At 61.6% G+C, this 22,802-nt stretch carries 23 protein-coding genes and 1 pseudogene; 12 read left to right on the top strand and 12 right to left on the bottom strand.

Annotated features, from left to right (window positions below):
* Positions 1 to 16: 16 nt before the first annotated feature.
* Complete coding sequence (orn, locus tag V5B59_RS00620; RefSeq protein ID WP_034908380.1) at positions 17 to 562, bottom strand: oligoribonuclease; 546 nt, start codon at positions 560 to 562, stop codon at positions 17 to 19.
* A 43-nt stretch (positions 563 to 605) separates the two neighbouring features.
* On the opposite strand from orn, the gene V5B59_RS00615 reads away from it, so the two are divergent.
* From V5B59_RS00615 to V5B59_RS00600, 4 genes are read left to right on the top strand one after another with little or no spacing between them, the layout of a single operon-like run.
* Positions 606 to 1,844 (top strand): M48 family metallopeptidase, encoded by a 1,239-nt coding sequence (locus V5B59_RS00615; RefSeq protein WP_034908376.1) that lies wholly within the window; start codon positions 606 to 608, stop codon positions 1,842 to 1,844.
* A gap of 20 nt (positions 1,845 to 1,864) precedes the next feature.
* A complete protein-coding gene (locus tag V5B59_RS00610; RefSeq protein WP_034908374.1) occupies positions 1,865 to 2,200 on the top strand; it encodes a 4a-hydroxytetrahydrobiopterin dehydratase in 336 nt (111 codons plus the stop codon).
* Positions 2,197 to 3,063, top strand: a complete 867-nt coding sequence (gene rsgA, locus V5B59_RS00605) for a ribosome small subunit-dependent GTPase A (protein WP_034908373.1) — start codon at positions 2,197 to 2,199, stop codon at positions 3,061 to 3,063. Before V5B59_RS00610 ends, rsgA begins: the two co-directional genes overlap by 4 nt.
* Positions 3,064 to 3,081: 18 nt before the next feature.
* The gene (locus V5B59_RS00600; RefSeq protein ID WP_034908372.1) at positions 3,082 to 3,360 is read left to right on the top strand and encodes a polyhydroxyalkanoic acid system family protein; all 279 of its coding nucleotides are present in this window, start codon (positions 3,082 to 3,084) and stop codon (positions 3,358 to 3,360) included.
* A 32-nt stretch (positions 3,361 to 3,392) separates the two neighbouring features.
* On the opposite strand, the gene V5B59_RS00595 is transcribed toward V5B59_RS00600, so the two are convergent.
* Complete coding sequence (locus tag V5B59_RS00595) at positions 3,393 to 3,653, bottom strand: acyl-CoA-binding protein (RefSeq protein WP_034908370.1); 261 nt, start codon at positions 3,651 to 3,653, stop codon at positions 3,393 to 3,395.
* 80 nt (positions 3,654 to 3,733) lie between these two features.
* Here V5B59_RS00595 and V5B59_RS00590 point away from each other — a divergent pair, with 80 nt between their 5' ends.
* Positions 3,734 to 5,212, top strand: a complete 1,479-nt coding sequence (locus tag V5B59_RS00590) for a WS/DGAT/MGAT family O-acyltransferase (protein ID WP_169069566.1) — start codon at positions 3,734 to 3,736, stop codon at positions 5,210 to 5,212.
* Positions 5,213 to 5,294: 82 nt separating this feature from the next.
* On the opposite strand, the gene V5B59_RS00585 is transcribed toward V5B59_RS00590, so the two are convergent.
* From V5B59_RS00585 to V5B59_RS00570, 4 genes are all read right to left on the bottom strand, one after another.
* A complete protein-coding gene (locus tag V5B59_RS00585; protein WP_169069565.1) occupies positions 5,295 to 6,068 on the bottom strand; it encodes a hypothetical protein in 774 nt (257 codons plus the stop codon).
* A 40-nt stretch (positions 6,069 to 6,108) separates the two neighbouring features.
* Positions 6,109 to 6,768 (bottom strand): TetR/AcrR family transcriptional regulator, encoded by a 660-nt coding sequence (locus V5B59_RS00580; protein ID WP_169069564.1) that lies wholly within the window; start codon positions 6,766 to 6,768, stop codon positions 6,109 to 6,111.
* Between the two features lie 90 nt (positions 6,769 to 6,858).
* Positions 6,859 to 8,076, bottom strand: a complete 1,218-nt coding sequence (locus V5B59_RS00575; protein WP_034918089.1) for a patatin-like phospholipase family protein — start codon at positions 8,074 to 8,076, stop codon at positions 6,859 to 6,861.
* A 45-nt stretch (positions 8,077 to 8,121) separates the two neighbouring features.
* Entirely contained in the window at positions 8,122 to 8,679 is a 558-nt protein-coding gene (locus V5B59_RS00570) for a phasin family protein (RefSeq protein ID WP_034918107.1), read from the bottom strand.
* Between the two features lie 177 nt (positions 8,680 to 8,856).
* Here V5B59_RS00570 and V5B59_RS00565 point away from each other — a divergent pair, with 177 nt between their 5' ends.
* Genes V5B59_RS00565 through V5B59_RS00555 form a run of 3 tightly spaced genes read left to right on the top strand, consistent with a single transcriptional unit; the run spans position 8,857 to position 11,873 of the window.
* Positions 8,857 to 10,845: an SDR family oxidoreductase gene (locus tag V5B59_RS00565; RefSeq protein WP_332351327.1), complete on the top strand. Its 1,989-nt coding sequence runs from the start codon at positions 8,857 to 8,859 to the stop codon at positions 10,843 to 10,845.
* 10 nt (positions 10,846 to 10,855) lie between these two features.
* Entirely contained in the window at positions 10,856 to 11,281 is a 426-nt protein-coding gene (locus V5B59_RS00560; RefSeq protein ID WP_034918095.1) for a ProQ/FINO family protein, read from the top strand.
* A gap of 31 nt (positions 11,282 to 11,312) precedes the next feature.
* Positions 11,313 to 11,873, top strand: coding sequence for a hypothetical protein (locus V5B59_RS00555; RefSeq protein ID WP_169069563.1), 561 nt, complete (start codon positions 11,313 to 11,315; stop codon positions 11,871 to 11,873).
* A 73-nt stretch (positions 11,874 to 11,946) separates the two neighbouring features.
* On the opposite strand, the gene V5B59_RS00550 is transcribed toward V5B59_RS00555, so the two are convergent.
* Positions 11,947 to 12,597, bottom strand: coding sequence for a TetR family transcriptional regulator (locus tag V5B59_RS00550; protein ID WP_332351325.1), 651 nt, complete (start codon positions 12,595 to 12,597; stop codon positions 11,947 to 11,949).
* Positions 12,598 to 12,830: 233 nt separating this feature from the next.
* Between V5B59_RS00550 and V5B59_RS00545 the strand changes: the two genes are divergently transcribed.
* From V5B59_RS00545 to V5B59_RS00530, 4 genes and pseudogenes are all read left to right on the top strand, one after another.
* On the top strand, positions 12,831 to 14,066 hold the full coding sequence (locus V5B59_RS00545; protein ID WP_169069562.1) for an efflux RND transporter periplasmic adaptor subunit: 1,236 nt from the start codon (positions 12,831 to 12,833) through the stop codon (positions 14,064 to 14,066).
* A gap of 15 nt (positions 14,067 to 14,081) precedes the next feature.
* Positions 14,082 to 17,306 (top strand): annotated as a pseudogene (locus V5B59_RS00540) (efflux RND transporter permease subunit).
* Positions 17,299 to 18,096 (top strand): TolC family protein, encoded by a 798-nt coding sequence (locus tag V5B59_RS00535; RefSeq protein ID WP_332351322.1) that lies wholly within the window; start codon positions 17,299 to 17,301, stop codon positions 18,094 to 18,096. Before V5B59_RS00540 ends, V5B59_RS00535 begins: the two are co-directional and overlap by 8 nt.
* A complete protein-coding gene (locus V5B59_RS00530; protein ID WP_332352160.1) occupies positions 18,033 to 18,719 on the top strand; it encodes a TolC family protein in 687 nt (228 codons plus the stop codon). Before V5B59_RS00535 ends, V5B59_RS00530 begins: the two co-directional genes overlap by 64 nt.
* Before the next feature lie 257 nt (positions 18,720 to 18,976).
* Here the strand turns inward: V5B59_RS00530 and V5B59_RS00525 are convergent, their stop codons facing one another.
* From V5B59_RS00525 to petA, 5 genes are all read right to left on the bottom strand, one after another.
* The gene (locus V5B59_RS00525; protein WP_169069559.1) at positions 18,977 to 19,393 is read right to left on the bottom strand and encodes a ClpXP protease specificity-enhancing factor; all 417 of its coding nucleotides are present in this window, start codon (positions 19,391 to 19,393) and stop codon (positions 18,977 to 18,979) included.
* Positions 19,394 to 19,459: 66 nt separating this feature from the next.
* Positions 19,460 to 20,056, bottom strand: coding sequence for a glutathione S-transferase N-terminal domain-containing protein (locus tag V5B59_RS00520; RefSeq protein ID WP_034916377.1), 597 nt, complete (start codon positions 20,054 to 20,056; stop codon positions 19,460 to 19,462).
* A gap of 94 nt (positions 20,057 to 20,150) precedes the next feature.
* The gene (locus tag V5B59_RS00515) at positions 20,151 to 20,861 is read right to left on the bottom strand and encodes a cytochrome c1 (RefSeq protein WP_034916375.1); all 711 of its coding nucleotides are present in this window, start codon (positions 20,859 to 20,861) and stop codon (positions 20,151 to 20,153) included.
* Positions 20,862 to 20,874: 13 nt separating this feature from the next.
* A complete protein-coding gene (locus V5B59_RS00510) occupies positions 20,875 to 22,194 on the bottom strand; it encodes a cytochrome b (RefSeq protein ID WP_169069557.1) in 1,320 nt (439 codons plus the stop codon).
* A gap of 3 nt (positions 22,195 to 22,197) precedes the next feature.
* The gene (gene petA, locus V5B59_RS00505; RefSeq protein WP_169069556.1) at positions 22,198 to 22,794 is read right to left on the bottom strand and encodes a ubiquinol-cytochrome c reductase iron-sulfur subunit; all 597 of its coding nucleotides are present in this window, start codon (positions 22,792 to 22,794) and stop codon (positions 22,198 to 22,200) included.
* Positions 22,795 to 22,802 lie beyond the last annotated feature (8 nt).

The raw sequence follows: 22,802 nt of genomic DNA, 5'->3' as shown, positions 1-22,802 counted from the left end.
TGACCAGCCGACTTCCTCAGAGCCTGATGAAATGCTCACGATAGTACTTCAACTCTTCAATCGACTCGCGGATATCAGCGAGCGCGGTGTGCTCGGAGCGCTTGACAAAACCTTTTGCAACCTCGGGTTTCCAGCGTCGACAGAGTTCCTTGAGGGTGCTGACATCCAGGTTGCGATAATGAAACCAGGCCTCAAGACGTGGCATGTACCTTGCCATGAAGCGACGATCCTGGCCGATCGAGTTGCCGCACATCGGGCTGACTCCCTGGGGAACATAAGCCCGCATGAATTCCAGCGCGGCCGCCTCGACAGCCGTCTCGTCGAGTGCCGACGCCCGGACCCGATCAAGCAGCCCGGAGCGGGCGTGCGTCTTCCGGTTCCATTCGTCCATCGCATCGAGGCAGGCATCCTCCTGGTGTATGCTCCACACCGTTGATTCGGCGATGGTCGTCAACTGGCTGTCGGTGACCACCATCGCCAGTTCGATGATGCGGTCGCGGTCAGGAGCCAGACCGGTCATTTCCATGTCCAGCCAAACGAGGTAGGAGGCAGCCTGTGTCATATAATCCATCTGAACCGTAAAACCTCCATTGTGTCACAGGCCTATGTTCAATACCTTCTCCCTCGCCTTTCTTGCCGCCTTGTTGGTGATGTGCGCCTTGCGTCTCTGGCTGGCGCAGCGGCAAATTGCGCATGTCATGGCGCATCGTGGCCGCGTGCCCGAAAACTTTGCTGATCGTGTCGATCTCAAGACTCATCAGAAGGCCGCCGACTATACCGTGGCACGCAGCCGCTTCAGCAGGGTCGGCCTGGCCGTCGAGGTGGCGATGCTGCTCGCCTTCACGCTCGGTGGCGGCTTGCAGACACTGCATGATTTCTGGTCAGCACGACTCGATGGCCTGCCCTACGGGGTCGCACTGATCTTCAGCGTCCTGCTGATTTCCGCCATCGTTGATCTGCCGCTCAGCCTGTATCACCAATTTGTCATAGAAGAAGAATTTGCCTTCAACCGCATGACCCTCCGAATCTTTCTCGCGGATCTGCTGAAGCAGGCCAGCCTGGCCATCGTCATCGGCACGCCGGTGCTGCTCGCCGTGCTCTGGCTGATGGCGAGAATGGGAGAACTGTGGTGGCTCTACGTGTGGCTCTTCTGGTGCGCTTTCAACCTGCTCTTCCTGTTCGTCTATCCGACCTGGATCGCGCCGCTATTCAACAAGTTCGCCCCGCTCGACGATGCCCAACTCCGAGCGCGCGTCGAGGCACTGCTGGCACGCTGCGGCTTCGCCAGTTCGGGCCTCTTCGTGATGGACGGATCGAAGCGGTCGAGCCATGGCAACGCCTACTTCACCGGTTTCGGCAAGAGCAAGCGCATCGTCTTCTTCGACACCTTGCTCGGCCGCCTGCAGGCCGTTGAGGTCGAAGCCGTGCTGGCGCACGAACTGGGCCACTTCAAACACCGGCACGTGCACAAGCGGATCGGCATGCTCTTCGTCATGTCGCTCGGCTTTCTCGCCATCCTCGGGCAACTGATCGATGCTCGCTGGTTCTTCAACGGTCTCGGTCTGACGAGCCAGAACACGGCCCTTGGGCTGCTCCTTTTCTTTCTCGCCGCACCGGTTTTTGCTTTTCTGCTGACACCGCTGCTCAGTCTCCTCTCGCGTCGCGACGAATTCCAGGCGGACCGCTACGCAGCGGCCCACGCTTCGGCAAGCGATCTGGTGGCCGCACTGGTCAAGATGTACGAAGACAATGCCGCGACATTGACCCCTGACCCACTACACTCCTTGTTCTACGATTCACACCCACCCGCCGCCCTGCGCATCGCCCGCCTGCAGGACGCCTAAGCAGAAAACAGGAGGATCCCATGCTCACCGAACTTGCTCTCGAACATTGCCGGCCGCTACGCGGCAGCGAACACGCGCTGGATCCTGCACAGGCCTCGGCCTTGCTGGCCGACCTGCCAGGCTGGCAGATTGCCGAGCCCGGTCTGCTCCATAAGGAGTTCACCTTTGCCAGCTACGCGGCCACCCTGCTATTCGTCAACACCGTCGCAGGTCTCGCTGAACGAGAGAACCATCATCCTGACCTCGAAGTCGGCTACGGCCGTGTCCGGGTCGGCTACAGCACGCACGATGTTGCCGGCCTGTCGCGTAACGATTTCATCTGCGCAGCCAAGATCGAAGCACTGGCACGAATTTGAGACTGGCCGGCAGCGTCATCGCCGCTTACGGGCGGCAGTACCGGGTCGAGCTGAGCGATGGCGAGACGCTGCTCTGCGTTCCTCGTGGCAAAAAGAGCGAACTGGTCTGCGGTGACCAGGTCAAGGTGCAGCGAACGAGCGCCGACCAGGGCGTAATCGCCACGCTTGAACCGCGGCGAACGCTGCTCTATCGCTCGGACCACTACAAGCAAAAACTGATCGCTGCCAATGTGACACAAATCATCATCGTCGTCGCCACCGAACCGCCGTTTTCGGACGATTTGATCACACGCTGCATCGTCGCCGCCGAAAGTCAGGACATCCAGGTTCTGATCGTTCTCAACAAGTGCGACCTCGGTGAACGGGTACCGGCAGCTTCGGCGACCCTGCTGCCGTACGAGAAACTCGGTTATCGGGTTCTGAAGCTCTCTGCGCGCAACGATGGCGAACGCCTGTTGCCGTACCTGGCCGACCATACCAGCCTGCTGATTGGCCAATCCGGGATGGGCAAATCGACCCTGATCAATGCCCTGATCCCCGAGGCCTGTGCACCCACCCGAGAATTTTCGCAGGCGCTCAACGCCGGCAAGCACACCACCACGCATGCCTGCCTCTATCACCCCAGTACGGGCGCCGCGCTGATTGACTCGCCAGGACTGATGGCATTCGGCCTGCGCCATCTCTCGTCCGAGGACATTGCCCAGGCCTTTCTCGAAATGCGACCGCTGCTCGGCCAATGCCGATTTCGCAATTGCCAGCACCACCGCGAACCCGACTGCAGCATCCTTGCCGCCGTCGAGCACGGTACCATCGACCCGCGCCGCTATGCGGTTTTCCGTTCACTCTGTGCCGAAATCGGCTGACATCAAAGGAACTCTCACATGAGCGATATCATCATTCGCCGCCAGCATGGCAAGAGCCTCGCCGAAGCGCGGGCCGCAGCCGAACACATGGCCGGCGAATTAGGGGAAGAGTTCGACCTCGACTACGCCTGGGACGGGGACCGGATGCGCTTCAAGCGGCCGGGCGTTGCCGGCGAACTGTCTCTCAACGAAAGGGAAGTAGCCCTCAACATCCGTCTCGGGCTCCTGCTCTTCGCGGTCAAACCAGCAATCGAACGTGCGATCCACCGATACTTCGACGAAAACTTCCCCGGTTGAACCAGCCTGCCGGACGAGCCGACAGGCCCTGATCAGGATGCTTTCAGTTTCTCGACAAGGGCAATGTACTGCTGCATCGCAGCGTCCGCCGCAGTGCCCTTGATCGCAGCCCAGGCATCGTACTTGGCGCGACCAACCAGATCGGTAAACCCAGGGCGCCGGCCTTCGACGTCGCCGTCGGTCACCTGCTTGTACAGGGCATAAAGCTTCAGCAAGGTGGCGTTGTCCGGGCGCTCGGGCAGGGTCTTGGAACTGGCCACGGCGGCCTCGAACTGGGCTTGCAAGTCACTCACGTTGTTTCCTCTCCGGTTGATGATCTCTTGAAATGGCTTGCTATTATATGGGCTGGCCATTTCCCACGGGAGCACCGGCGATGAACTCGCGCGAAAGAATTTCCCACGTCGACAACGCCTGGCTGCGCATGGACCGCCCGGAAAACCTCATGCAGATCCTCGGTGTGATGATCTTCAAGGGTCGCATCGACGCCGAACGTTTCAAGCACACCGTCGCGCAGCGCATCGTGCGTTACCGTCGTTTCCGGCAAATCGCCACGCAGGACGCCGACGGTAGCTGGTGGGCCGACGACCCCGACTTCGACATCGACGCGCATGTCCGCCACTCTTTTCTCCCGGCGCCTGCCGGCAAGAACGAACTGCAAAAATTCGTTGCGACGATGGCTGGCACCCCACTCAACCCCTCACGACCACGCTGGGAATTCAACCTCGTCGACACCGCCGACGGCAACTCCGCACTGGTGGTCAGGATCCATCACGCGATTGCCGACGGCATCGCCCTGATTGGCGTCATCAATTCGTTGACCGACAAGGACATCGACACCCCCGAGGACGGCGGGACGGTGGCAGTCACCCCGCTGGACGCGGTGGACGAGCAGGAAAGCGATGCCGGTGACGCTTTCTGGCGGATGATCTTCGATCCTCTCAGCGATGTCGCATTGACATCGATCCGCATTGGTGGCCAGTTATGGGGACAGTACCTGGGCCTGCGCAATGATCCTGCGACGATCCGCGACTACCTGCGCGTCGCCGGGGCGATCGCCGAGGAAATCGGCAGACTTGCCCTGATGCCCAACGACAGCCCGACGCGCTACAAGGGTAAAGCGGGGACGGTCAAACGAGTCGCCTGGTCCGAGCCGATCCCCTTGCCCGAAATCAAGGCCGTCGGCAAGGTTCTCGGCTGCTCGGTGAACGACATCCTGCTGGCTTCGGTAGCCGGCGCCCTGCGTGGCTATCTGCTGGCCAGAGGTGATCCGGTGGCTGCCACCGAGATTCGTGCGATGGTCCCGGTCAATCTACGCGCACCGGATGACATCGAGGACCTCGGCAACCGCTTTGGTCTGGTAGCTCTCGAACTGCCGATCGGCATCGACAACCCGCTGGCCCGGCTGTATGCCACCCGCGCCAGGATGGCGGCGCTGAAGGGTTCGTATCAGGCGATGCTGACCTTCACCCTGCTGGGAGCCGCAGGCATGGCACCCAAGTTCATCCAGGACCAGATCCTCAATCTGCTGGCCAGCAAGACCACGGCAGTGATGACCAACGTCCCCGGTCCGCAGCAGCCCCGCTTTTTTGCCGGCAGCAGGATCGAGCAGGAAATGGTCTGGGTTCCGCAAGCCGGCGACATCGGCATGGGCGTCAGCATTCTCTCTTACAACAGCCGGGTCCAGTTCGGACTCATCACTGACAAGAAACTGGTCGACGATCCCGCGCAAATAGTCGACCGCTTTGCCCGCGAGTTCGACAAGCTCCTGTGGCTGTTGCTACTCGAGCCCTGGGACCGGCTTGACGACCCGGTAGCGGTGGCAGAAGACCTGCTCGTCCTGGCCAACAGTTGATCCTAACAAAAGCAGTCCATCTGCAGATGTCGCAGACATTACAAAGACTTTCGTCGGTCCAGGCAAGCGGCAAGGCAGGTGCTCAGTCGGCAAGTTCGGCTTTCGCCGCTTCGACGTCTAGCCGCTCCATGGCGTCCATCGGCACGCAGGCCGCAGCTTCCTGGTAGAGGCGCTCGGCGTCCTTCATCTTCGCCTTGCCGAACATCATTACCAGCGCGTTGGCATACTCGATGCGGGTGATCGCCGAGTCGGGGTTGAGTTTCAGAGCGGCTTCAAGCAAGTCCTTGCCGGTGTCCTTCTTTACCCCATAAGTGATTCCTCCAACCAGCGACCCGACCTTGTCGATCACCTCGGCGTGATAGGCACCGAGCGCAATATGCGCATCGGCGTGCCTGGGTTGCAGCTCCAGGGCCTTGGTCAGGCTATGTTTGATCTTGCCACCGAGACCCTGTGCGAGCGCCTTGACCACCGAGATGCTCTGACTGTAACGACCGAGCGCGAAGGCATGCAGGTACCATGCGTTGACATCAGCAGGCGTCTTTTCCTGCTGCTCCTCGCAGCGCTGCGCAACCTCCATCAGCAGACCGCACTTTTTCTCGTCATCCGTCTCGAGATAAGAGGCATAGACCGTCGCCGCCTTGTTGGCCGCGTTATAACCCGCGAGGCCACAAGTCAAGCCGACCTCGACAGCCTGGCCAAAGTCGCCGGCGTGATAACTCCGCCAGGCCTCCTGTACTCGCGGATCCTCGGGAAAAGGCTCGCAGTCGCCGCAATGCAGCCGCGACCAGTTCACTTGCAGTGCCGCTCCGGCATAGAAATATGCCTTGTCAGGATAGGGAAACTTGTTCCAGGCCATTGATCATCCTCCAGGTGAAAGGTGAATTGTGAGCATTGCATCAGGCACGGCGCGGTGCGCCGAGATACTCTTGTGACAGCCTTTCAAGCAGGCCTCTGGATTCCCCCAGCAGAAATGGCGAAACCATCGCCATCACCTGATAGACACCGCGCCCGATACGACCACTGTCGAGCTTGCCGCGCGGATCACAGACGTACTCGAAAGAGAGCCAGTAGGTGGCAATGACCGTCATGTTCGTTGCCAGCGCACGCAACTCCTCCGAGTTGGCGCGCATGGCGCCTGCCGACACCAGACCCTCGCACAGGGTCTTCGCGGTGCGCACCTTGTGCGCCAGAATTCGCTTGAAATGTATTTCCAGTATGCGGTTGCGAGTCAGCAGATCGTTCAGATCGCGGTAGAAAAAACGATACTGCCAGATCTTTTCGAAGAGGAGATGCAGAAAAAGCCAGATATCCTCCACATCGGCTGGCCGTCGCGTCGGCACCGCCAGGGTGTCCTCGATCTCCCGCTCGAAGACCACGAAAATCGACTCGATGATCTCATCCTTGTTATTGAAGTGATAATAAAGATTGCCGGGGCTGATGTTCATTTCGTCCGCGATCACGGTCGTCGTCACATTCGGCTCGCCAAAGTCATTGAACAGGCGCAGGCTGGTCTCGATGATGCGCTCACGCGTTCGCCGCTTCGGTTTCTTTTCCATCACCTGTCCGCCATGATCTATCCTGGACGGCGAGCATAGCACTGCCGCATGCGTCAGGGAATCCTGTGCAGCCGGTCGCCGCCGACAGGATCAAATTTGCTGCGCCTGCAGCCAGACCTCGAGATCGCTCAACGAAGAGTCCAGCGCACTCGCGCTGGTCGCCAGATCCGGGCGGCGCTTGTGCGACAGCAGCGAACGACTGTGATCCTTGAGCACGCCGAGGTTGAGTTCGATACCGTGCCGCTCGAAAATTGGCCGCAGTTCATGGCGCCGCCGATACAGTTCGCTACGGGTGCGCTGGTAGGCATGCTCGCACAAGCGGCTGCGGCCGCGATAGCTGAAGACATTGGTGAAGAACATGTCCGTATCATCACGTGTCGGTTCGAACAGAATCACATCCCTGCCCTCGAACTCGTGTCGATAGCGATCCATTCCGGTACGCATGCGCGAGTGGATGATGGCGCGAAAGGTCTGTGACAGGACTACCGGCAGGCCCCCGTCGACCAGATGGTCAGGTGCCGGCGACCGGTTCTCGTGCCGCGGCCGCCGTGCAGCCAGGCGCGAATCAAATGGCACCAGCGGGTTGATGCAAATCAGCAGGTCAGCGCCCGCTTGCAGCGCAACCGAAGCATGCAGGGTCTTGATCAAGGCCCCGTCGACGAAATAACGCTCGCCGATCCTGACCGGCGGAAACAGGCCCGGCAAAGCAGCGCTCGCCTGCACCGCAAGCGAAATGGGAATATCGTCATGCCCCTCGGAGCCGAAGGCAAGCGACTCACCGGTATCGAGGTCGGTCGCCACGATGAAGAGCTGGTGCTTGAGCTGACGAAAATCGTTGCTTCGCCCCCCCGTCGAAAACAGCTTCTTCAACAGCCTGTCGATTCCGGCACTGTCAAAAATCCCGGTGGGGATGGCATGACTGAGGCCCTGAAACGCCTCCACCAGGCGAAGATGCCAGGGATCGGAGAGATACTGTCGCAAGGACGACCAGAACAATACCGGAACCTGCAGCACTCGCCGCAGGTATTCACCGACGGCTGGGCGCAGCAGCATTTCGGGGTCGAACACCTCATCGTTGTCATCTTCCACCAACATGCGTGCCAACTGGGCAGGCCCCAGGCCATTGGCCACCGCAGCCGACATGAAAGCGCCGGAACTTACCCCGACATAGACATCGAAGTCGGTGAAGTCGACGCCTTCAAGGGCTTCCGCCAAGGCAGCCATCGCGCCGGCTTCATAGATCCCACCCACCGGACCCCCGCCAGCGAGAGCCAGCCCGAGCTTCGAACGTTGTTTTGTAGCATCCATCGAGCGCAATCCCCTGGCTTACCGCAACTAGATGAGGCAGCAGGCTTAGTCGCCGGTCTGCGGCAGCGTGTTCAGCACGTCAGCCGGCGTCACCGGAGGTACCGGCTTCGCGGCCGCAGGCTTGCGGGCAGCCGGTTTGGCCACTGCCGGTTTGGCCTCGGCAGGCTCAACCGGAGCGGAATCTTCCTTGACTGCCGGCTTGATGGCGACCTTGGGAGCAGCTTTCCCTTCGGTCAAGGCCTGCACCACTGCGCTCAAGTCGATGACGCGCTTGGACAGATTGTCGATATCCTGCTTGCTCGGCACGCCGAGGCTGCCCAAGGCACGCGCGACACGATCCTCGAATACCTGCTCCAGGCGATCCCAGGTTCCAGCCGCTTTGCCGGCAACCTGCGAGATCCGCTCGTCGGTCATCTTGCGGGTTCTGGACTGAATGCTTTCGCCTTCCTTGACCAGCGCGTCGAACACCTTGCCACCCTCTTCCTGCGCCTTGGCAAAGGCACCAAGCCCGGCCAGCCAGATCTGCTGAGCAGATTCCTTGACCGTCGATGCCAGTTGGCTTTCCGTCACATCACCAGCCAATTCCTTGAGTTTCTTGCCCATTTCTTTCTCCTTGAAGGTAATCATCAAAAGGCCAACAAGTATTTTGCTTGCCCTGTGAAGCCAGTCTAGTGACAATATCTAGAGGACGCACACTAAAGACCAGGGGACAGCCTCGATGGCATGACAGTCGGACAGGCAAGGCATTCAGGAGATGACCATGAATTTTAGGAGACAGCAATGAATTACTTCGTTACCGGCGCCACTGGCTTCATCGGCAAGAGGCTCGTAAAAAAACTGCTCGGCCGCCCCGAGGCCATCATCTATTTTCTGACTCGCGCCGTGGAACTGCCGCGACTCGCGGAATTGTACGAGTATTGGGGCAGTGACGAAACACGTGTCATCCCGATCGTTGGTGATCTCACGCAGCCTGAGCTGGGAGTCTCCAAAGCCGACATTCACAAGCTGAAGGGCAAGATCGAGCACTTCTTCCACTTGGCCGCGATCTATGACCTCAAGGCCAGCGCCGAGGACCAGCAGCGTGCCAATGTGGACGGCACCCGCAACACGGTGCGCCTGGCCGAGGAAATCGACGCCTGGCACTTCCATCTGGTCAGTTCGATTGCGGCAGCCGGCCTTTTCGAGGGACTGTTTCGCGAGGACATGTTCGACGAAGCGGAGAACCTCGACAACCCCTACTTCCGCACCAAGCATGATTCCGAGGGCATCGTCCGCAGGGAGTGCAAAATCCCGTGGCGCATTTTCCGTCCCGCAATCGTGGTCGGCGACTCGCGCACCGGCGAAATGGACAAGATCGATGGCCCCTACTACTTCTTCAAGCTGATCCAGAAGATGCGCAGGATGTTCCCGTCCTGGATGCCGGCGATCGGCATCGAAGGCGGGCGAATCAACGTCGTACCGGTCGACTTCGTCGTTGCTGCGATGGACTACATTGCGCACCTCGAGAACCAGGATGGTCAGTGCTTCCACCTGACCGATCCGACGCCGATGCGCGTCGGTGATCTGCTCAACACCTTCGCCCGTGCGGCGCACGCCCCAGAAATGGTGATGCGCATCAATGCCGCCCTGCTCGGTTTCATTCCACGCTCGGTACGCAAGGCGATGTTCGCCCTGACACCGGTGCGCCGCATCCGCAAGGCGGTCATGAAGGATCTCGGGCTGCCCGACGACATCCTAGAGTTCGTCAATTACCCGACCCGCTTCGACTGCCGCGAGACGCAGCGGGCGCTCAAGGGCAGCGGCATCGCCGTACCGCCGCTCGAAAGCTACGCCTGGCGCCTGTGGGACTACTGGGAACGTCACCTAGACCCGGATCTGTTCATCGATCACACCCTGCGTGGCCAGGTTGAAGGAAAGGTCGTCCTCGTCACCGGCGGCTCGTCGGGTATCGGCAAGGCCACCATTCGCAAGATGGCTGAAGCCGGGGCGATTGCTGTGACCATCGCCCGCGACGCGCAGGCGCTTGAAGAAGTCCGCCGTGAGTTCGAAGCCGCAGGCCTGCGCCTGGTCACGCATGCGGTCGACATTGCCGACCCGCAACAGTGCGCTTCCTTCGTCAAATTCATGACCGAGGAACACGGCGGCGTCGACTTCCTGGTCAACAATGCCGGCCGCTCGATTCGCCGCGGCATCGAGAACTCCTTCGATCGCTTCCACGATTTCGAACGTACCATGGAAGTCAACTACTTCGGTGCGCTGCGCCTGACGATGGGCTTCCTGCCGTCAATGATTGCCAAACGCAAGGGACAGATCATCAACATTTCGTCGATCGGCGTCCTGACGAACGCACCGCGCTTTTCCGCCTACGTCGCCTCAAAGGCAGCAATGGACGCCTGGACACGCTGCGCGGCATCCGAGTTTGCCGATCGCGGCATCGAATTCACGACCATCAACATGCCGCTGGTCAGGACTCCCATGATCGCACCGACCAAGCTGTACGATCAGGTCCCGACGCTGTCCCCCGAAGATGCCGCCGATCTGGTCGTCGAGGCAATCATCCACAAACCGGTGCGCATCGCCACCCGGCTGGGTATTTTCGGCGCCCTGCTGCACTCGCTGCTGCCCAAGGTTGCGCAGATCACCATGAATACTTCCTTCCGGATGTTCCCCGACTCCAGTGCGGCGGCCATGCGCAGGCCCGAAGAGTCCGAGCCGCAGACCGCTGACCAAATCGCTTTCTCGCAGATCATGCGGGGAATCCATTTCTGAATCCTTTCCCATGAATACGCCCAACCCAGTCCCAATCCCCGTCCCGGGTCATCACGCTCGCCAGCTCCTGAAAGAATTGCAGGAGACCTTCCCGGTCTTCCGCGACGCTCTGCCACTGGCCATCGGCATCGACAAGCAACTCCTGGCGCGGCTGCCAGGCCTGGATCGCAAGGCTCTGCGCAGCGCGCTGGGAATGCACACGCATTCGCTTCGCTACCTGAAATCCATGGAAAAGGCCAGCATACGCTTCGACCTCGACGGCCAGCCTGCCGATCAAATCCCGGCAACGCATCGCAGCCATGCCTCGGAACTGATCAAGGAACGACTGCGCAAGCAGGCCGAACTGCGCAAGGCGCAGCGCGAGGCCGAGACGCTGGCGCGTGAGCGTATCGAAAAGCTCGACCAACTGGTCGAGAAATTTGGCCGCAACCGCTAAGCCCTGGCCATGCAGTGGTTCCGTACAGATCATGGACCATCTACTCAAGGACAGCAGCCCACTCGAGTTGTACGCCTGGCTGGACGAAGATGCCGCGTTGCCGGGCTGGGACATCCTGGTCGGCAACCCCTTCGCTCAAACACTGCCCGAAGATCACTTCACGACGGTTCAGAACTACTTTGCCGAGTACCATCTGGAGTATTTTCGTCAGCGAATCTACCAGAACTTCCCGAGCCGCCTGCACGCGCTGTTGCTTTTCGCGACGCGCGTCGATGCAGAAACCTTCCGCGCCAAACATCCGGCGCGCGTCTTCGGCAAGACACTGACCAGAGCGCGCAGCAAGGGCGCTTACATCTGCTCGTTTCATGATTCGAGCTGGCTGGATTACCTGCGACTGCCACACAGTCTGAGCCTGTCGACGCTCGACGAAATCGCCAATTATTACTGGCAGGGCGCGCTCGTCGAAGAAGTCGGGCTGACCTTCCTGAATGAAAACTGGCAGGAAGCACCGGTGATCGAAGCCCTCTTTCAGGGCACGCTTGAAGCCGTCTCGAGCAGCCCGCAAAGCGGCTGGCTCCCTGGCTTTGCCTGAAGAAGCACCGGCTGATAGCCGCCGCGATCGAGGACGAAGTGGTTATGGGTGGCGACTTCGCCGAAACGGAGGGTCATACCGGCCTCCCGCCAGCACCCCGCCGCGGCGGCGCCGCAACCAGACCGGCAATCATCGTGTCCACCATCGCCGGTGCCGCGGTGTCCAGGTCGAAGGCCTCGGGATGCATCAGCCAGTGCTGGATCACTCCGTGGAAAAACGCCTGCAGCAAATGTGCCGCGAGATGACTGTCGGTTTCGGCGGGCAAGTGGCCCTGCGCGATGGCACGGACAATGATGCGCTCGAGGGCGTTGGCACACTGGCGATCCATTTCGTCGATTTGCGGTGCCCCGTCGGCCGCTTGAGTCAGCCGCTCGAACTTGCAGAGCAGGATCTCCAGCACCGCGCGTGTGCGCGGGTTCGAGGCAATCTCGCGCATGGCCTGTACCGACACCGCATGCAAGGTGGCGATGGCGTCGTCACCATCGCCATCCGCCGCCTGCTCGAGGCGACTTTGCAAGGGCAAGGTGGCGCGGTTGCACATCGCGCCAAAGAGTTCGCCCTTGTCGCGGAAGTGCCAGTAGACGGCGCCACGGGTGACACCGGCGGCGCTCGCCACGTCGCCCAGCGTCGCGCTTGTCACGCCGCTGGCACAGAACACCCGCTCGGCGGCGTCGAGCAGCGCTTCGCGGGTCGCCAGCGCTTCGTCTTTCGTCCTTCTCACCATTTCTACTGTCCCCTTGCGGCAACCTATTTACAAACATTCTTGAATGTACGTAAAATTCGCACCTTCCGCAAGTCACGTTCTCCAAAAACGCGATGCGAGCCAAACGGTCATGACTTTGCAAGACACCCCCGATAATGAAAGTCATGACCGTTTCCCTCTCCCCCAACCCCTCCCCCGCGAGAGGGGGAGGGGAGATTCATGAATCGCTCGCGATTTCCATAGTAAGGAATCCCATGTCAGCCTCCCCTGCCCGCCTTTCTCCCCCTTCACTGCTCCTCCTGATCCTCATCGCAGCGGCGGCAGCCGGCTGTGGGCAGCAGCATCCCACTGGCGGCATGGGCGGTTTTCCACCCCCCGAGGTGACGACGATCAACGTCCAGCCCGCATCATTCCCGGTGACCTTCGAATACGTCGGACAGACTGCCGGATCGAAGGATGCCGAGGTGCGGGCGCGGGTCACCGGCATCGTCGAGAAACGACTCTACCAGGAAGGTACAGCGGTACGCGCCGGGCAGCCGCTGTTCCTGCTCGACGCCAAACCTTTCGAAGCACAACTGGCGTCCGCCGAGGCCGAGTTGCTGCGTGCCCAGGCCCAGAAGACCCAGGCCGACCGCGAAGCGGCGCGGCTCAAGCCACTCGCCGAGCGCAAGGCAATCGGCCAGAAGGAAGCCGACGACGCCGCTTCCGCCGCCGAGTTCGCAGCGGCGTCGATCAAGGCGGCACAGGCGAAGCTGAGCGAGGCCAGGCTGAACCTCGCCTACACACGCGTTGTGGCGCCGATCAACGGTCTGTCGAGCCGCGCCCAGCAATCGGAAGGCAGCCTGGCCAACGCCAATACCACCTTGCTGACGACGGTCTCGCAGGTCGACCCGATCTGGGTGCTGTTCAACGTTTCCGACAACGAGCAGTTACGGCTGAACAAGGCGATGGTCGACGGTCGCCTGACGCTGCCGCGCAACAATGCCTTCGAGGTTTCGGTGAAACTCTCCGACGGCTCGACCTTTCCGAGCAGCGGCCGCATCAACTTCGCCGACACGCGGGTCAACCCGCAGACCGGCACTTACGAAATGCGCGCCGAGATCACCAATTCCGACCTCGCGCTGAAGCCGGGCCAGTTCGTTCGCGTTGCGCTCAAAGGCGCACAGCGTCAGGGTGCACTGGCGGTGCCGCAGGTGGCAGTACTCGAAGGACCGCAGGGTAAGTTTGTCTATGTCGCCGGCAAGGACAAGGACGGCAAGGACATTGCCGTCCCGAGACCGGTGATCGTCGGTGACTGGTCCCGGAGCGACGGCACGAACGTCTGGCTGATCGAATCGGGGCTCGCTGCCGGTGACCGCGTGATCGTCGACGGGCTGGCGCGGATCATGATGCCGAACTCGCCGGTGCGCATCACCGAGCCCGCCGCCGCAGCCCTCCCCGGCCAGCCGCCTGCCGCCGCAGCGCCGGCCGCCGACACAGCAAGCAGATAAGCGGAGTACGCGCCGATGTTCTCTCGCTTCTTCATCGACCGCCCGATCTTCGCCGTGGTCATCTCGGTGTTGCTCATCGTTGCTGGCCTGGCGGCGATGCGCTCACTCCCGATCGCCCAGTATCCGGAAATCGCACCGCCGGTGGTCACGGTGCAGGCCACCTATCCCGGCGCCTCGGCCGAAGTGCTCGAATCGACCGTCGCCGCGCCGCTCGAAAACGCGATCAACGGTCTACCCGGCATGATCTACATGTCGTCGAATTCGTCGTCGAACGGCCTCACGCAGATCCAGGTGACCTTCGAAATCGGCACCCAGATCGACATCGCCGCGGTCAATGTCAGCAACCGCGTCAAGCAGGTCGAATCGCGGCTGCCGCTGGAGGTACGCCGGCAGGGCGTGACCGTCGAGCCAGGCTCTTCGGCGTTCCTGCAGGTGCTCGCCTTTTATTCGCCCGACGGCCGCTACGACGACCTGTTCACCTCGAATTACGTGACGCTGAACGTTCTCGACCGCCTGAAGCGGCTGCCGGGAACGACCAATGTGCAGATCTTCGGCGCCAAGGACTACGCCATGCGCATCTGGCTGAAGCCTGATCGCCTGGCGCAGTTGAAGCTCACCCCCGGCGACGTCGCCAGTGCGATCAACGAACAGAACGCGCAGTTCGCCGCCGGCAAGGTCGGCCAGTCGCCGATCGGCAAGGGCCAGGATCTGGTGTACACGGTCACATCCAGGGGTCGCCTCGCCGACCCGGCGCAGTTCAGGGAGATCATCGTCCGCGCCAACCCCGACGGTTCGACGGTGCGTCTCGCCGATGTCGCGCGCGTCGAACTCGGTTCGCGCGACTACGAGTTCAACGGTCGCTACAACGGCCGGCCCGCCACCCTCGTCGGCGTCTTCCTGTCGCCCGGCGCGAACGCGCTCGACGTCGCGAAAAGCGTGCTGAGCACCGTAGACGAACTCCAGCAGCGCTTTCCCGAAGGCCTGAGCTACGCAGTACCCTACGACACGACACGCTTCGTCAAAGTCTCGATCGAGGAGGTGCTGAAGACGCTGGGCGAAGCGATGTTGCTCGTCTTCCTGGTGGTGTACCTGTTCCTGCAGAGCTGGCGAGCGGCGATCATCCCTTTCGCCGCCGTCCCGGTGTCCTTGATCGGCACCTTCGCCGGCATCTACCTGCTCGGCTATTCGATCAACACGCTGACCCTGTTCGGCATGGTGCTGGCGATCGGCATCGTCGTCGACGACGCCATCGTCGTCCTGGAAAACGTCGAGCGGATCATGCGCGAGCAAGGCCTGCCGCCGCGCGACGCCGCGGTGCAGGCGATGCACGAAGTGACCGGCCCGATCATCGCCATCGTCCTGACGCTGACCGCAGTGTTCGTGCCGATCGCCTTCCTCGGCGGGCTGACCGGCGAGCTGTATCGGCAGTTCGCGGTGACCATCTCGATCTCGGTGGTGCTCTCGGGAATCGTCGCGCTGACGCTGTCGCCATCGCTCTGCGTGATCATGCTCAAGCACGGCCACCGCCAGCCGAACCGCTTCTTCCGCTGGTTCAATGCCTGGTTTGCCCGTGTCACCGGGCACTACCTCGACGGCGTCGTCTGGATGATCCGGCGCGCCGCGCGGGTGCTGGTGCTGTTTGCCGGCATGGTGGCGATCACCGCCTTCCTGTGGCGCACGACGCCGGGCAGCCTGGTCCCCGACGAGGACCAGGGTTTCTTCATCAGTGCGGTGATCCTGCCCGACGGTGCGACGCTCGAACGCACCACCCGGGTCGTCGAGCAGGTCGAGGCGGCGGTACGCAGCAATCCCGACAACCAGGACGTCGTCGCCTTCGCCGGCTTCGACTTCATTGGCGGCGGTTTCCGCAACAATGCGGCGACCCTGTTCGTGACCCAGAAGCCCTGGCACGAGCGCCAGACGACTTCGCAGCAGTTGGTCGGCGAACTGTTCATGAAAACCGCGGGCATCCGGGAAGCGCTGGTACTGGCCTTCAATCCGCCGGCGATCTTCGGTCTCGGCACCGCCGGCGGCTACGAGTTCTTCATCCAGAATCGCGGCGACGGCGGTTCCAGACGCCTGCAGGAAGTGCTGCAGCAATTCCTCGCGCGCGCCAACAGCGACCCGCAGCTCGGCGGCGCGCAGACCTTGTGGCGCGCGAGCGTTCCGCAGCTCTTCGTGGACGTCGACCGCGAGAAGGCGAAGAAGGCTGGCGTCGCGATCGACGAGGTGTTTGCCGCGCTGTCGTCTACGCTCGGCACCTACTACGTCAACGATTTCAACAAGTACGGACGCACCTGGCAGGTGCTGATGTCGGCCGAACCCGAGTACCGCAAGCGCCCCGACGACATCGGGGACTCTACGTGCGCTCGCAGAAGGGCGAGATGGTGCCGCTGTCGGCGCTGGTCAACGTGAAGCACGCATCCGGACCGGATTCGCTCGACCGCTTCAACAACCTGCCGGCGGTCAAGATCATCGGCCAGACGGCGCCCGGCATCAGTTCCGGTCAGGGCATCGCGCGCGTCGAGCAGATCGCGAAAGAGGTGCTGCCGCCGGACTTCAGCTTCGACTGGGGCGGTTCGTCGTACCAGGAGAAGAAATCGAGCGGCGCATCGACCTTCGCGCTCGGCCTGGCGGTGGTGATGGTCTTCCTGATCCTCGCCGCGCAGTACGAGAAGTGGTCGCTGCCGCTGTCGGTGCTGCTGGCGCTGCCCTTCGGCACCTTCGGCGCACTCGTCGCGATCTGGGCGAAAAATCTCATCGGGCCCTTTTTTCACGCGACGCCGCTGACCAACGACGTGTATTTCCAGATCGGTCTGGTGACGCTGCTCGGTCTGGCCGCCAAGAACGCCATCCTGATCGTCGAGTTCGCGGTGCTTGAAGCACGCCGAGGGCCTGTCGGCTTCGGCGTCGGCGATCGAGGCGGCCCGCCTGCGCTTCCGGCCGATCCTGATGACCTCGCTGGCGTTCATCCTCGGCGTCCTGCCGCTGGCCATCTCGACCGGCGCCGGTGCCGGCGCGCGGCATTCGGTGGGCACCGGCGTGATGGGCGGCATGATCGCCGCGACCCTGCTCGCCGTCTTCCACGTGCCGCTGTTCTTCAAGGTGCTCTACGACCGGCGCATTCGCGAAACGCGCTCGCACGACGAGCTGCTCGACGAGGTGCGGCACCTGCATCACGTCATCCCGGTCGTCCCACCGGCGCCGGAACCGCTCGCGAAAGGAGGCAAACATGACTGACCCCCGCCGGACGCTGCGCACCCTTGTACTCGTCACCGCGACGACATTCGCGCTCGCGGCCTGCCAGTCGACCCCGACCACACCGCCGCTGCTCGACCTGCCACCGGCAAGCGCGAGCGTCGCGCCAGATCTCGAGCGCTGGTGGACGACCTTCAACGATCCCACCCTGACGGCGCTGATGGACGAGGCGCTGGCCCACAACCTCGATCTGCGGGCGGCGATGGTGCGCGTCGATCTGGCGCGCTCGAACGTGCTGCTCGCGCAGTCCTACCTCTACCCGAGCATGAACCTCGGCGTCGATAGTCGCCGCAACCGCATGACGCTGGTCGGTTCGCAGCCGCTGCCGGAGAATTTCAATCCGACCAACAATGACTATCTCGTCGGTTTGCGCGCCTCCTACGAAGTCGACCTCTGGGGACGTTATCGCAACGGAGCGAGTGCTGCGCGCAGCGAACTGCTGGCGACCGAGTACGCACGCCAGACGGTACGCACCGCAGTCGCGGCCGAGACCGCGCGTGCGTACTTCGGCCTGCTCGCGGCCGACGCCGAACTGGCCATGCTGCGTGACACGCTGCAGTCGCGCGACGAGACGGTCGCCCTGCAGGTCGATCTCTACCAGGCCGGCCTCATCGGTGACTACGACCTGCAACGTGCGCAGGCCGAACGTGCGGCAGTCGCCGCCAACGTCGCCGTCGCCGAGCGCGCGGTCGGCACCTATGAACGGCGCTGGCAGCGATCGTCGGCCGTTCGCCGCGCGAGGTCTTCGCCGCGAGGATCGCCCGCGACCTGACGCAGGTCCGCCTGCTTGGCGTCCCGGAGGTACCGTCGGGGCTGCCCTCGGACCTGCTCGAACGCCGGCCGGACATCAGACAGGTCGAAGCCCAGCTCGCTGCCGCGAGCCTGCGCATCGATGCCGCGCGCGCGCAGTATTTTCCGTCGCTGTCACTGACCGCATCCTACGGTTCCGAGTCGGCAGCGCTTGCCAACCTGTTTTCCACGCCGGCGCTCGCCTGGGGAATCGGCGCCTCGCTGTTGCAGCCCCTGATCGGATTGAAAGCGATCGAGGCCAACGTCGAAGCCGAGACCGCCCGCCGCGAAGCCGCAGTGGTCAGCTACACGCAGACCGTGCAGAGCGCTTTTCGTGAAACGCGCGACGCACTGATCGCCAACCGCAGCACCCGCGACGCCCTCGCCGCACAGACCGAGCGTGCGCAGAAGCTCAAGGCCTCGCTCGAACTCGCCGAACTGCGCTACCGCTCCGGTTACTCGGGTTACATCGACGTGCTCGACGCGCAGCGCCAGCTCCTGCAGGCGCAGACCCTGCAGATCCTCGCCGCGCGCGACGTGCGCTTTGCGCTGATCGATCTGGCGAAAGCGATGGGGGGTGGATGGGACTATTTAATGCCACATTAACCGGTGTTTAACATACCGAAAAAATATTATTTTGAATCAAAAACTTGCGAATGAAACAATCTCTAATGGCACAACAATCTCGTATTGTCGAGGTCAGGAAACCAGTTTTCGGGTCCCTCCTGATGCGGGGTTGATGCCCAGCGCTCGGTAGATCGCCATCAACTTTTCATGAGATGGAAACTTTCCTTTCAGAGCTGGTAGTAGTGGCGATACCAATCGACAAAGCACCCGATGCAAAGAAATCGTCGAATCGTCGATCACTTGACTCGCTGCAACTTGGCACGGCTGACTGGCGGCGGTGGCGGATCAGGCGGCTCGTCCTGGTCGGGCGCGCTGCTGGCTGTTGCTGTGGAAGCGGTTTCGTCTTCGGGTTCGAAAGCCATGCCGGCGCCGTTTTCGCGAGCATAGATCGCGGACACGTTGCCAATCGGGATCGAGATGTCGCGGGCCACACCACTAAAACGGGCCTGGAAGCTGATGCTGTCGTTGTCCATGCAGAGATGGGCGGTGGCGTCGTAACCGACATTGAGGACGATCCGGCCATCGCGGACATGTTCGCGCGGTACGCGCGTTCGGGCATCGACCGCAACGGCCAGATAGGGGGTGAAACCGTTGTCGCAGCACCATTGATGAATGGCGCGAATCAGGTAGGGCTTGGTCGACGGCAGGTCCACGTTCACTTCCTCAAGGCGTGTTGGCGCAGGGGGTTGGCAGGCGCGAGTGCAGGTCGTCGCCGGCAGCTATTTGCGCATCGCCTTTTCGGATGGCGTCAGCGCATCGATGAAGCCCTGACGACTGAAAATCCGTTCGCCGTACTTCATCAATGGTGCTGCCGTTCTCGACAGCTCGATGCCGTAATGGTCGAGCCGCCAGAGCAGTGGCGCGATGGCGACGTCGAGCATCGAGAACTCTTCGCCAAGCATGTGCTTCTGCTTGACGAATACCGGCGCCATCTCGGTGAGTCGATCACGAATCTGCTGGCGCGAGCGTTCGGCGGCCTTGCTGTTCTTTTCGAGCGGCTCGATGTAGGCAAAGACCTCGCGCTCCATGGTGATCAGGAGCTGGCGCGCGCGCGCGCGCATGATCGGATCGGCCGGCATCAGCTGCGGATGCGGGAAGCGCTCGTCAATGTACTCGTTGATGATGTTCGGCTCATAGAGGATGAGATCGCGTTCAACAAGTACCGGAACTCGCCCGTAGGGGTTGATGATGGCAATTTCTTCGGCCTTGGCGAAGAGGTCGACATCGATCACCTGGAAATCCATACCTTTTTCATAAAGGACGATACGGCAGCGGTGACTGAACGGGCAGGTGGTTCCCGAATAGAGATTCATCATGATCAATACCCTCAAAAACGAATCGGCATCGCGGCGGCTACGGGCGCTTGTCGCGTCCTCGCCGGCGATGCCGCGGTGAAACCCGGCGCTGCTACTACTTGACGTCTTTCCAGTACGCTTTCTTCAGCGGATAGGCGAAGGCGAAAAGAACGACCAGAAAGGCCAGCACGCCGAAACCGATTTTCTTGCGAAAGCCGGCATCGGGCTCGGCGAGCCAGACCAGGAAACCGACCAGGTCGCCGACCTGCTTGTCGTATTCGGCTGGTGTCAGCGTGCCGGGTACGGCCAGTTCCAGGTGATGTTCCTTATTCAGCACCTGCTGACCCTGCAACTGCCACAGGACGTTTGGCATGCCAACATTGGCGAACAGGGTGTTGTTCCAGCCGGTCGGGCGGTTTTCGTCGACATAGAAAGAACGCAGATAGGTGTACAGCCAGTCGGCTCCGCTACCATCTTCCGAGGCGCGTGCGCGGGCCACCAGCGAGAGGTCCGGGGGCGCTGCGCCGAACCATATCTTCTGCTCCTCGGGGCGAGCGGAAATACGCATCGTTTCGCCGGTCTTGACTGCGGTAAACATCAGGTTTTCCTTGATCTGCTGCTCGGTGAGGCCGAGATCGGTCAGGCGGTTGTAGCGGACAAAACTCGCGCCGTGGCAGTTCAGGCAATAGTTGACGAAAGTCCGCGCGCCGCTTTGCAGGGCGGCCTTGTCGCCCTGCACATCCGGGGCCTTGTCAAGATGCACGCTAGCGCCGCTGGCGAGAGCAGTGAGCGGGGCAAAGAGCAATGCCATAAGCAGTTTTTTCATTTTGTGCAGTCCTTTACATCGTCACGCGATCGGGTTCCGGCTTGTACTTGTCGATTTTCGACCACCAGGGCATGGTCAGAAAATAGAGGAAGTAGAAAGCACTGAGAACCTGCGCCACTGGTGCGCCGGGAATGACGCCGAAGAAGGCGTAGGACGGCGGCTTCGTGCCGAGGAAACCCAGGATGGCGAAGGCAATCACGAACAATGCCAGCAGGGTCTTGAAGATCGGGCCACGATAGCGGATCGACTTGACCGGACTGCGATCGAGCCAGGGCAGGAAGGCGAGAATGACGACGCCGGCACCCATCGCCACGACCCCCCAGAACTTGGCATCGATCCCGAACAGCGGCCAGACCATGGCGCGCAGCAGCGAATAGTAGGGCGTGAAATACCAGACCGGTGCAATGTGCGGCGGCGTCTTGAGCGGATCGGCAGGCAGGAAGTTGTTGTACTCGAGGAAGTAGCCGCCGCCTTCGGGTGCGAAAAAGACGATGATCGAGAAAACCATCAGGAACACCACCACGCCGACGATGTCCTTCACTGTGTAGTACGGGTGGAAGGGGATGCCGTCGAGCGGATTGCCGTGAACGTCCTTGCGCTTCTTGATCTCGACGCCATCCGGGTTGTTCGAACCGACTTCGTGCAGAGCCAGGATGTGCGCGGCGACGAGTCCGAGCAACACCAGCGGCACGGCGATGACGTGGAACGAGAAGAAGCGGTTGAGCGTGGCATCGCCGACGACAAAGTCGCCACGAATCCAGATCGACAGCGGCTCACCGATCAGCGGAATGGCGGAGAACAGGTTGACGATCACCTGCGCACCCCAGAAGGACATTTGTCCCCAGGGCAGCAGATAACCCATGAAAGCCTCGGCCATCAGACACAGGAAGAGCAGCGTACCGAAGATCCAGATCAGTTCGCGCGGCTGCCGGTACGAGCCGTAAAGCATGCCACGAAACATGTGCAGGTACACCACGATGAAGAACGCCGAAGCACCGGTCGAGTGCATGTAGCGGATCAGCCAGCCCCAGGGCACGTCGCGCATGATGTATTCGACGCTGGCAAAGGCCACTGGAATGCCATTGGCGTTGACCGAGGCGTCGGGTTTGTAGTGCATCACCAGGAAGATGCCGGTCAGGATCTGGATGACCAGCACCATCATCGCCAGCGACCCGAAGAAATACCAGAAGTTGAAATTCTTGGGCGCGTAGTACTCGGAGAGGTGCCCGCGCCACATCGAGGTGGCCGGGAAACGGGCATCAAACCACTCGAGCAGATTGCCCTGCAGGGAACCGTCAGACTTGTACTTTTCGAAATTGGTATTCGATGCCATTGCTTAAGCCCCCTTCTTGTCTTCGCCGATGAGAATCCGCTTATCGGACAGGTACATGTGCGGCGGCACCTCGAGGTTGTCCGGTGCCGGTTTGCTCTTGAAGACCCGCCCGGCAAAGTCGAAGGTGGAGCCGTGGCACGGGCACAGAAAACCGCCCAGCCAGTTGCTGTCCATGCCTTCGTCGGCACCTTTCTTGAACTTGGCCGAGGGCGAGCAGCCCAGATGCGTGCAGATGCCGACCGCGACCAGGATTTCCGGCTTGATCGAGCGCGTCTCGTTCTTGCAATAGGCCGGCTGCATGTTCTTCTCGGACTTCGGGTCGGCCACCGAGTCATCGAGCTTGGGCAGCGTTTCGAGCATGGACGGGTTGCGGTTGATGATCCACACCGGTTTGCCTCGCCATTCAACGGTGATCATCTGGCCAGGCTCGATGCTGCCGATGTCGACTTCCACCGGCGCGCCGGCCGCCTTGGCACGCTCGGACGGCAGCATGCTGGACAGGAAAGGTACGAGCGCGGCTAACGCCCCTACCCCGCCGACCGCAGCAGTGGCGACGACCAGTCGCCGCCTTCCGCAGTCCACTTTGCTCTCATTGCTCATAGCGCTGA

It is taken from the genome of Candidatus Accumulibacter contiguus (assembly GCF_036625285.1).
Classification (GTDB): Bacteria; Pseudomonadota; Gammaproteobacteria; order Burkholderiales; family Rhodocyclaceae; genus Accumulibacter; species Accumulibacter contiguus.
Note: the sequence above shows the minus strand (reverse complement) of the source record. Positions and strands in the feature narration are given on the sequence as shown.

What these genes read in the sequence shown, in the direction of transcription:
- orn (WP_034908380.1), bottom strand. Translation starts at nt 562, where the DNA reads ATGACACAGGCTGCCTCCTACCTCGTTTGGCTGGACATGGAAATGACC.
- V5B59_RS00615 (WP_034908376.1), top strand. Translation starts at nt 606, where the DNA reads ATGTTCAATACCTTCTCCCTCGCCTTTCTTGCCGCCTTGTTGGTGATG.
- V5B59_RS00610 (WP_034908374.1), top strand. Translation starts at nt 1,865, where the DNA reads ATGCTCACCGAACTTGCTCTCGAACATTGCCGGCCGCTACGCGGCAGC.
- V5B59_RS00600 (WP_034908372.1), top strand. Translation starts at nt 3,082, where the DNA reads ATGAGCGATATCATCATTCGCCGCCAGCATGGCAAGAGCCTCGCCGAA.
- V5B59_RS00590 (WP_169069566.1), top strand. Translation starts at nt 3,734, where the DNA reads ATGAACTCGCGCGAAAGAATTTCCCACGTCGACAACGCCTGGCTGCGC.
- V5B59_RS00585 (WP_169069565.1), bottom strand. Translation starts at nt 6,068, where the DNA reads ATGGCCTGGAACAAGTTTCCCTATCCTGACAAGGCATATTTCTATGCC.
- V5B59_RS00580 (WP_169069564.1), bottom strand. Translation starts at nt 6,768, where the DNA reads ATGGAAAAGAAACCGAAGCGGCGAACGCGTGAGCGCATCATCGAGACC.
- V5B59_RS00575 (WP_034918089.1), bottom strand. Translation starts at nt 8,076, where the DNA reads ATGGATGCTACAAAACAACGTTCGAAGCTCGGGCTGGCTCTCGCTGGC.
- V5B59_RS00570 (WP_034918107.1), bottom strand. Translation starts at nt 8,679, where the DNA reads ATGGGCAAGAAACTCAAGGAATTGGCTGGTGATGTGACGGAAAGCCAA.
- V5B59_RS00565 (WP_332351327.1), top strand. Translation starts at nt 8,857, where the DNA reads ATGAATTACTTCGTTACCGGCGCCACTGGCTTCATCGGCAAGAGGCTC.
- V5B59_RS00560 (WP_034918095.1), top strand. Translation starts at nt 10,856, where the DNA reads ATGAATACGCCCAACCCAGTCCCAATCCCCGTCCCGGGTCATCACGCT.
- V5B59_RS00555 (WP_169069563.1), top strand. Translation starts at nt 11,313, where the DNA reads ATGGACCATCTACTCAAGGACAGCAGCCCACTCGAGTTGTACGCCTGG.
- V5B59_RS00550 (WP_332351325.1), bottom strand. Translation starts at nt 12,597, where the DNA reads ATGGTGAGAAGGACGAAAGACGAAGCGCTGGCGACCCGCGAAGCGCTG.
- V5B59_RS00545 (WP_169069562.1), top strand. Translation starts at nt 12,831, where the DNA reads ATGTCAGCCTCCCCTGCCCGCCTTTCTCCCCCTTCACTGCTCCTCCTG.
- V5B59_RS00535 (WP_332351322.1), top strand. Translation starts at nt 17,299, where the DNA reads ATGACTGACCCCCGCCGGACGCTGCGCACCCTTGTACTCGTCACCGCG.
- V5B59_RS00520 (WP_034916377.1), bottom strand. Translation starts at nt 20,056, where the DNA reads ATGATGAATCTCTATTCGGGAACCACCTGCCCGTTCAGTCACCGCTGC.
- V5B59_RS00515 (WP_034916375.1), bottom strand. Translation starts at nt 20,861, where the DNA reads ATGAAAAAACTGCTTATGGCATTGCTCTTTGCCCCGCTCACTGCTCTC.
- V5B59_RS00510 (WP_169069557.1), bottom strand. Translation starts at nt 22,194, where the DNA reads ATGGCATCGAATACCAATTTCGAAAAGTACAAGTCTGACGGTTCCCTG.
- petA (WP_169069556.1), bottom strand. Translation starts at nt 22,794, where the DNA reads ATGAGCAATGAGAGCAAAGTGGACTGCGGAAGGCGGCGACTGGTCGTC.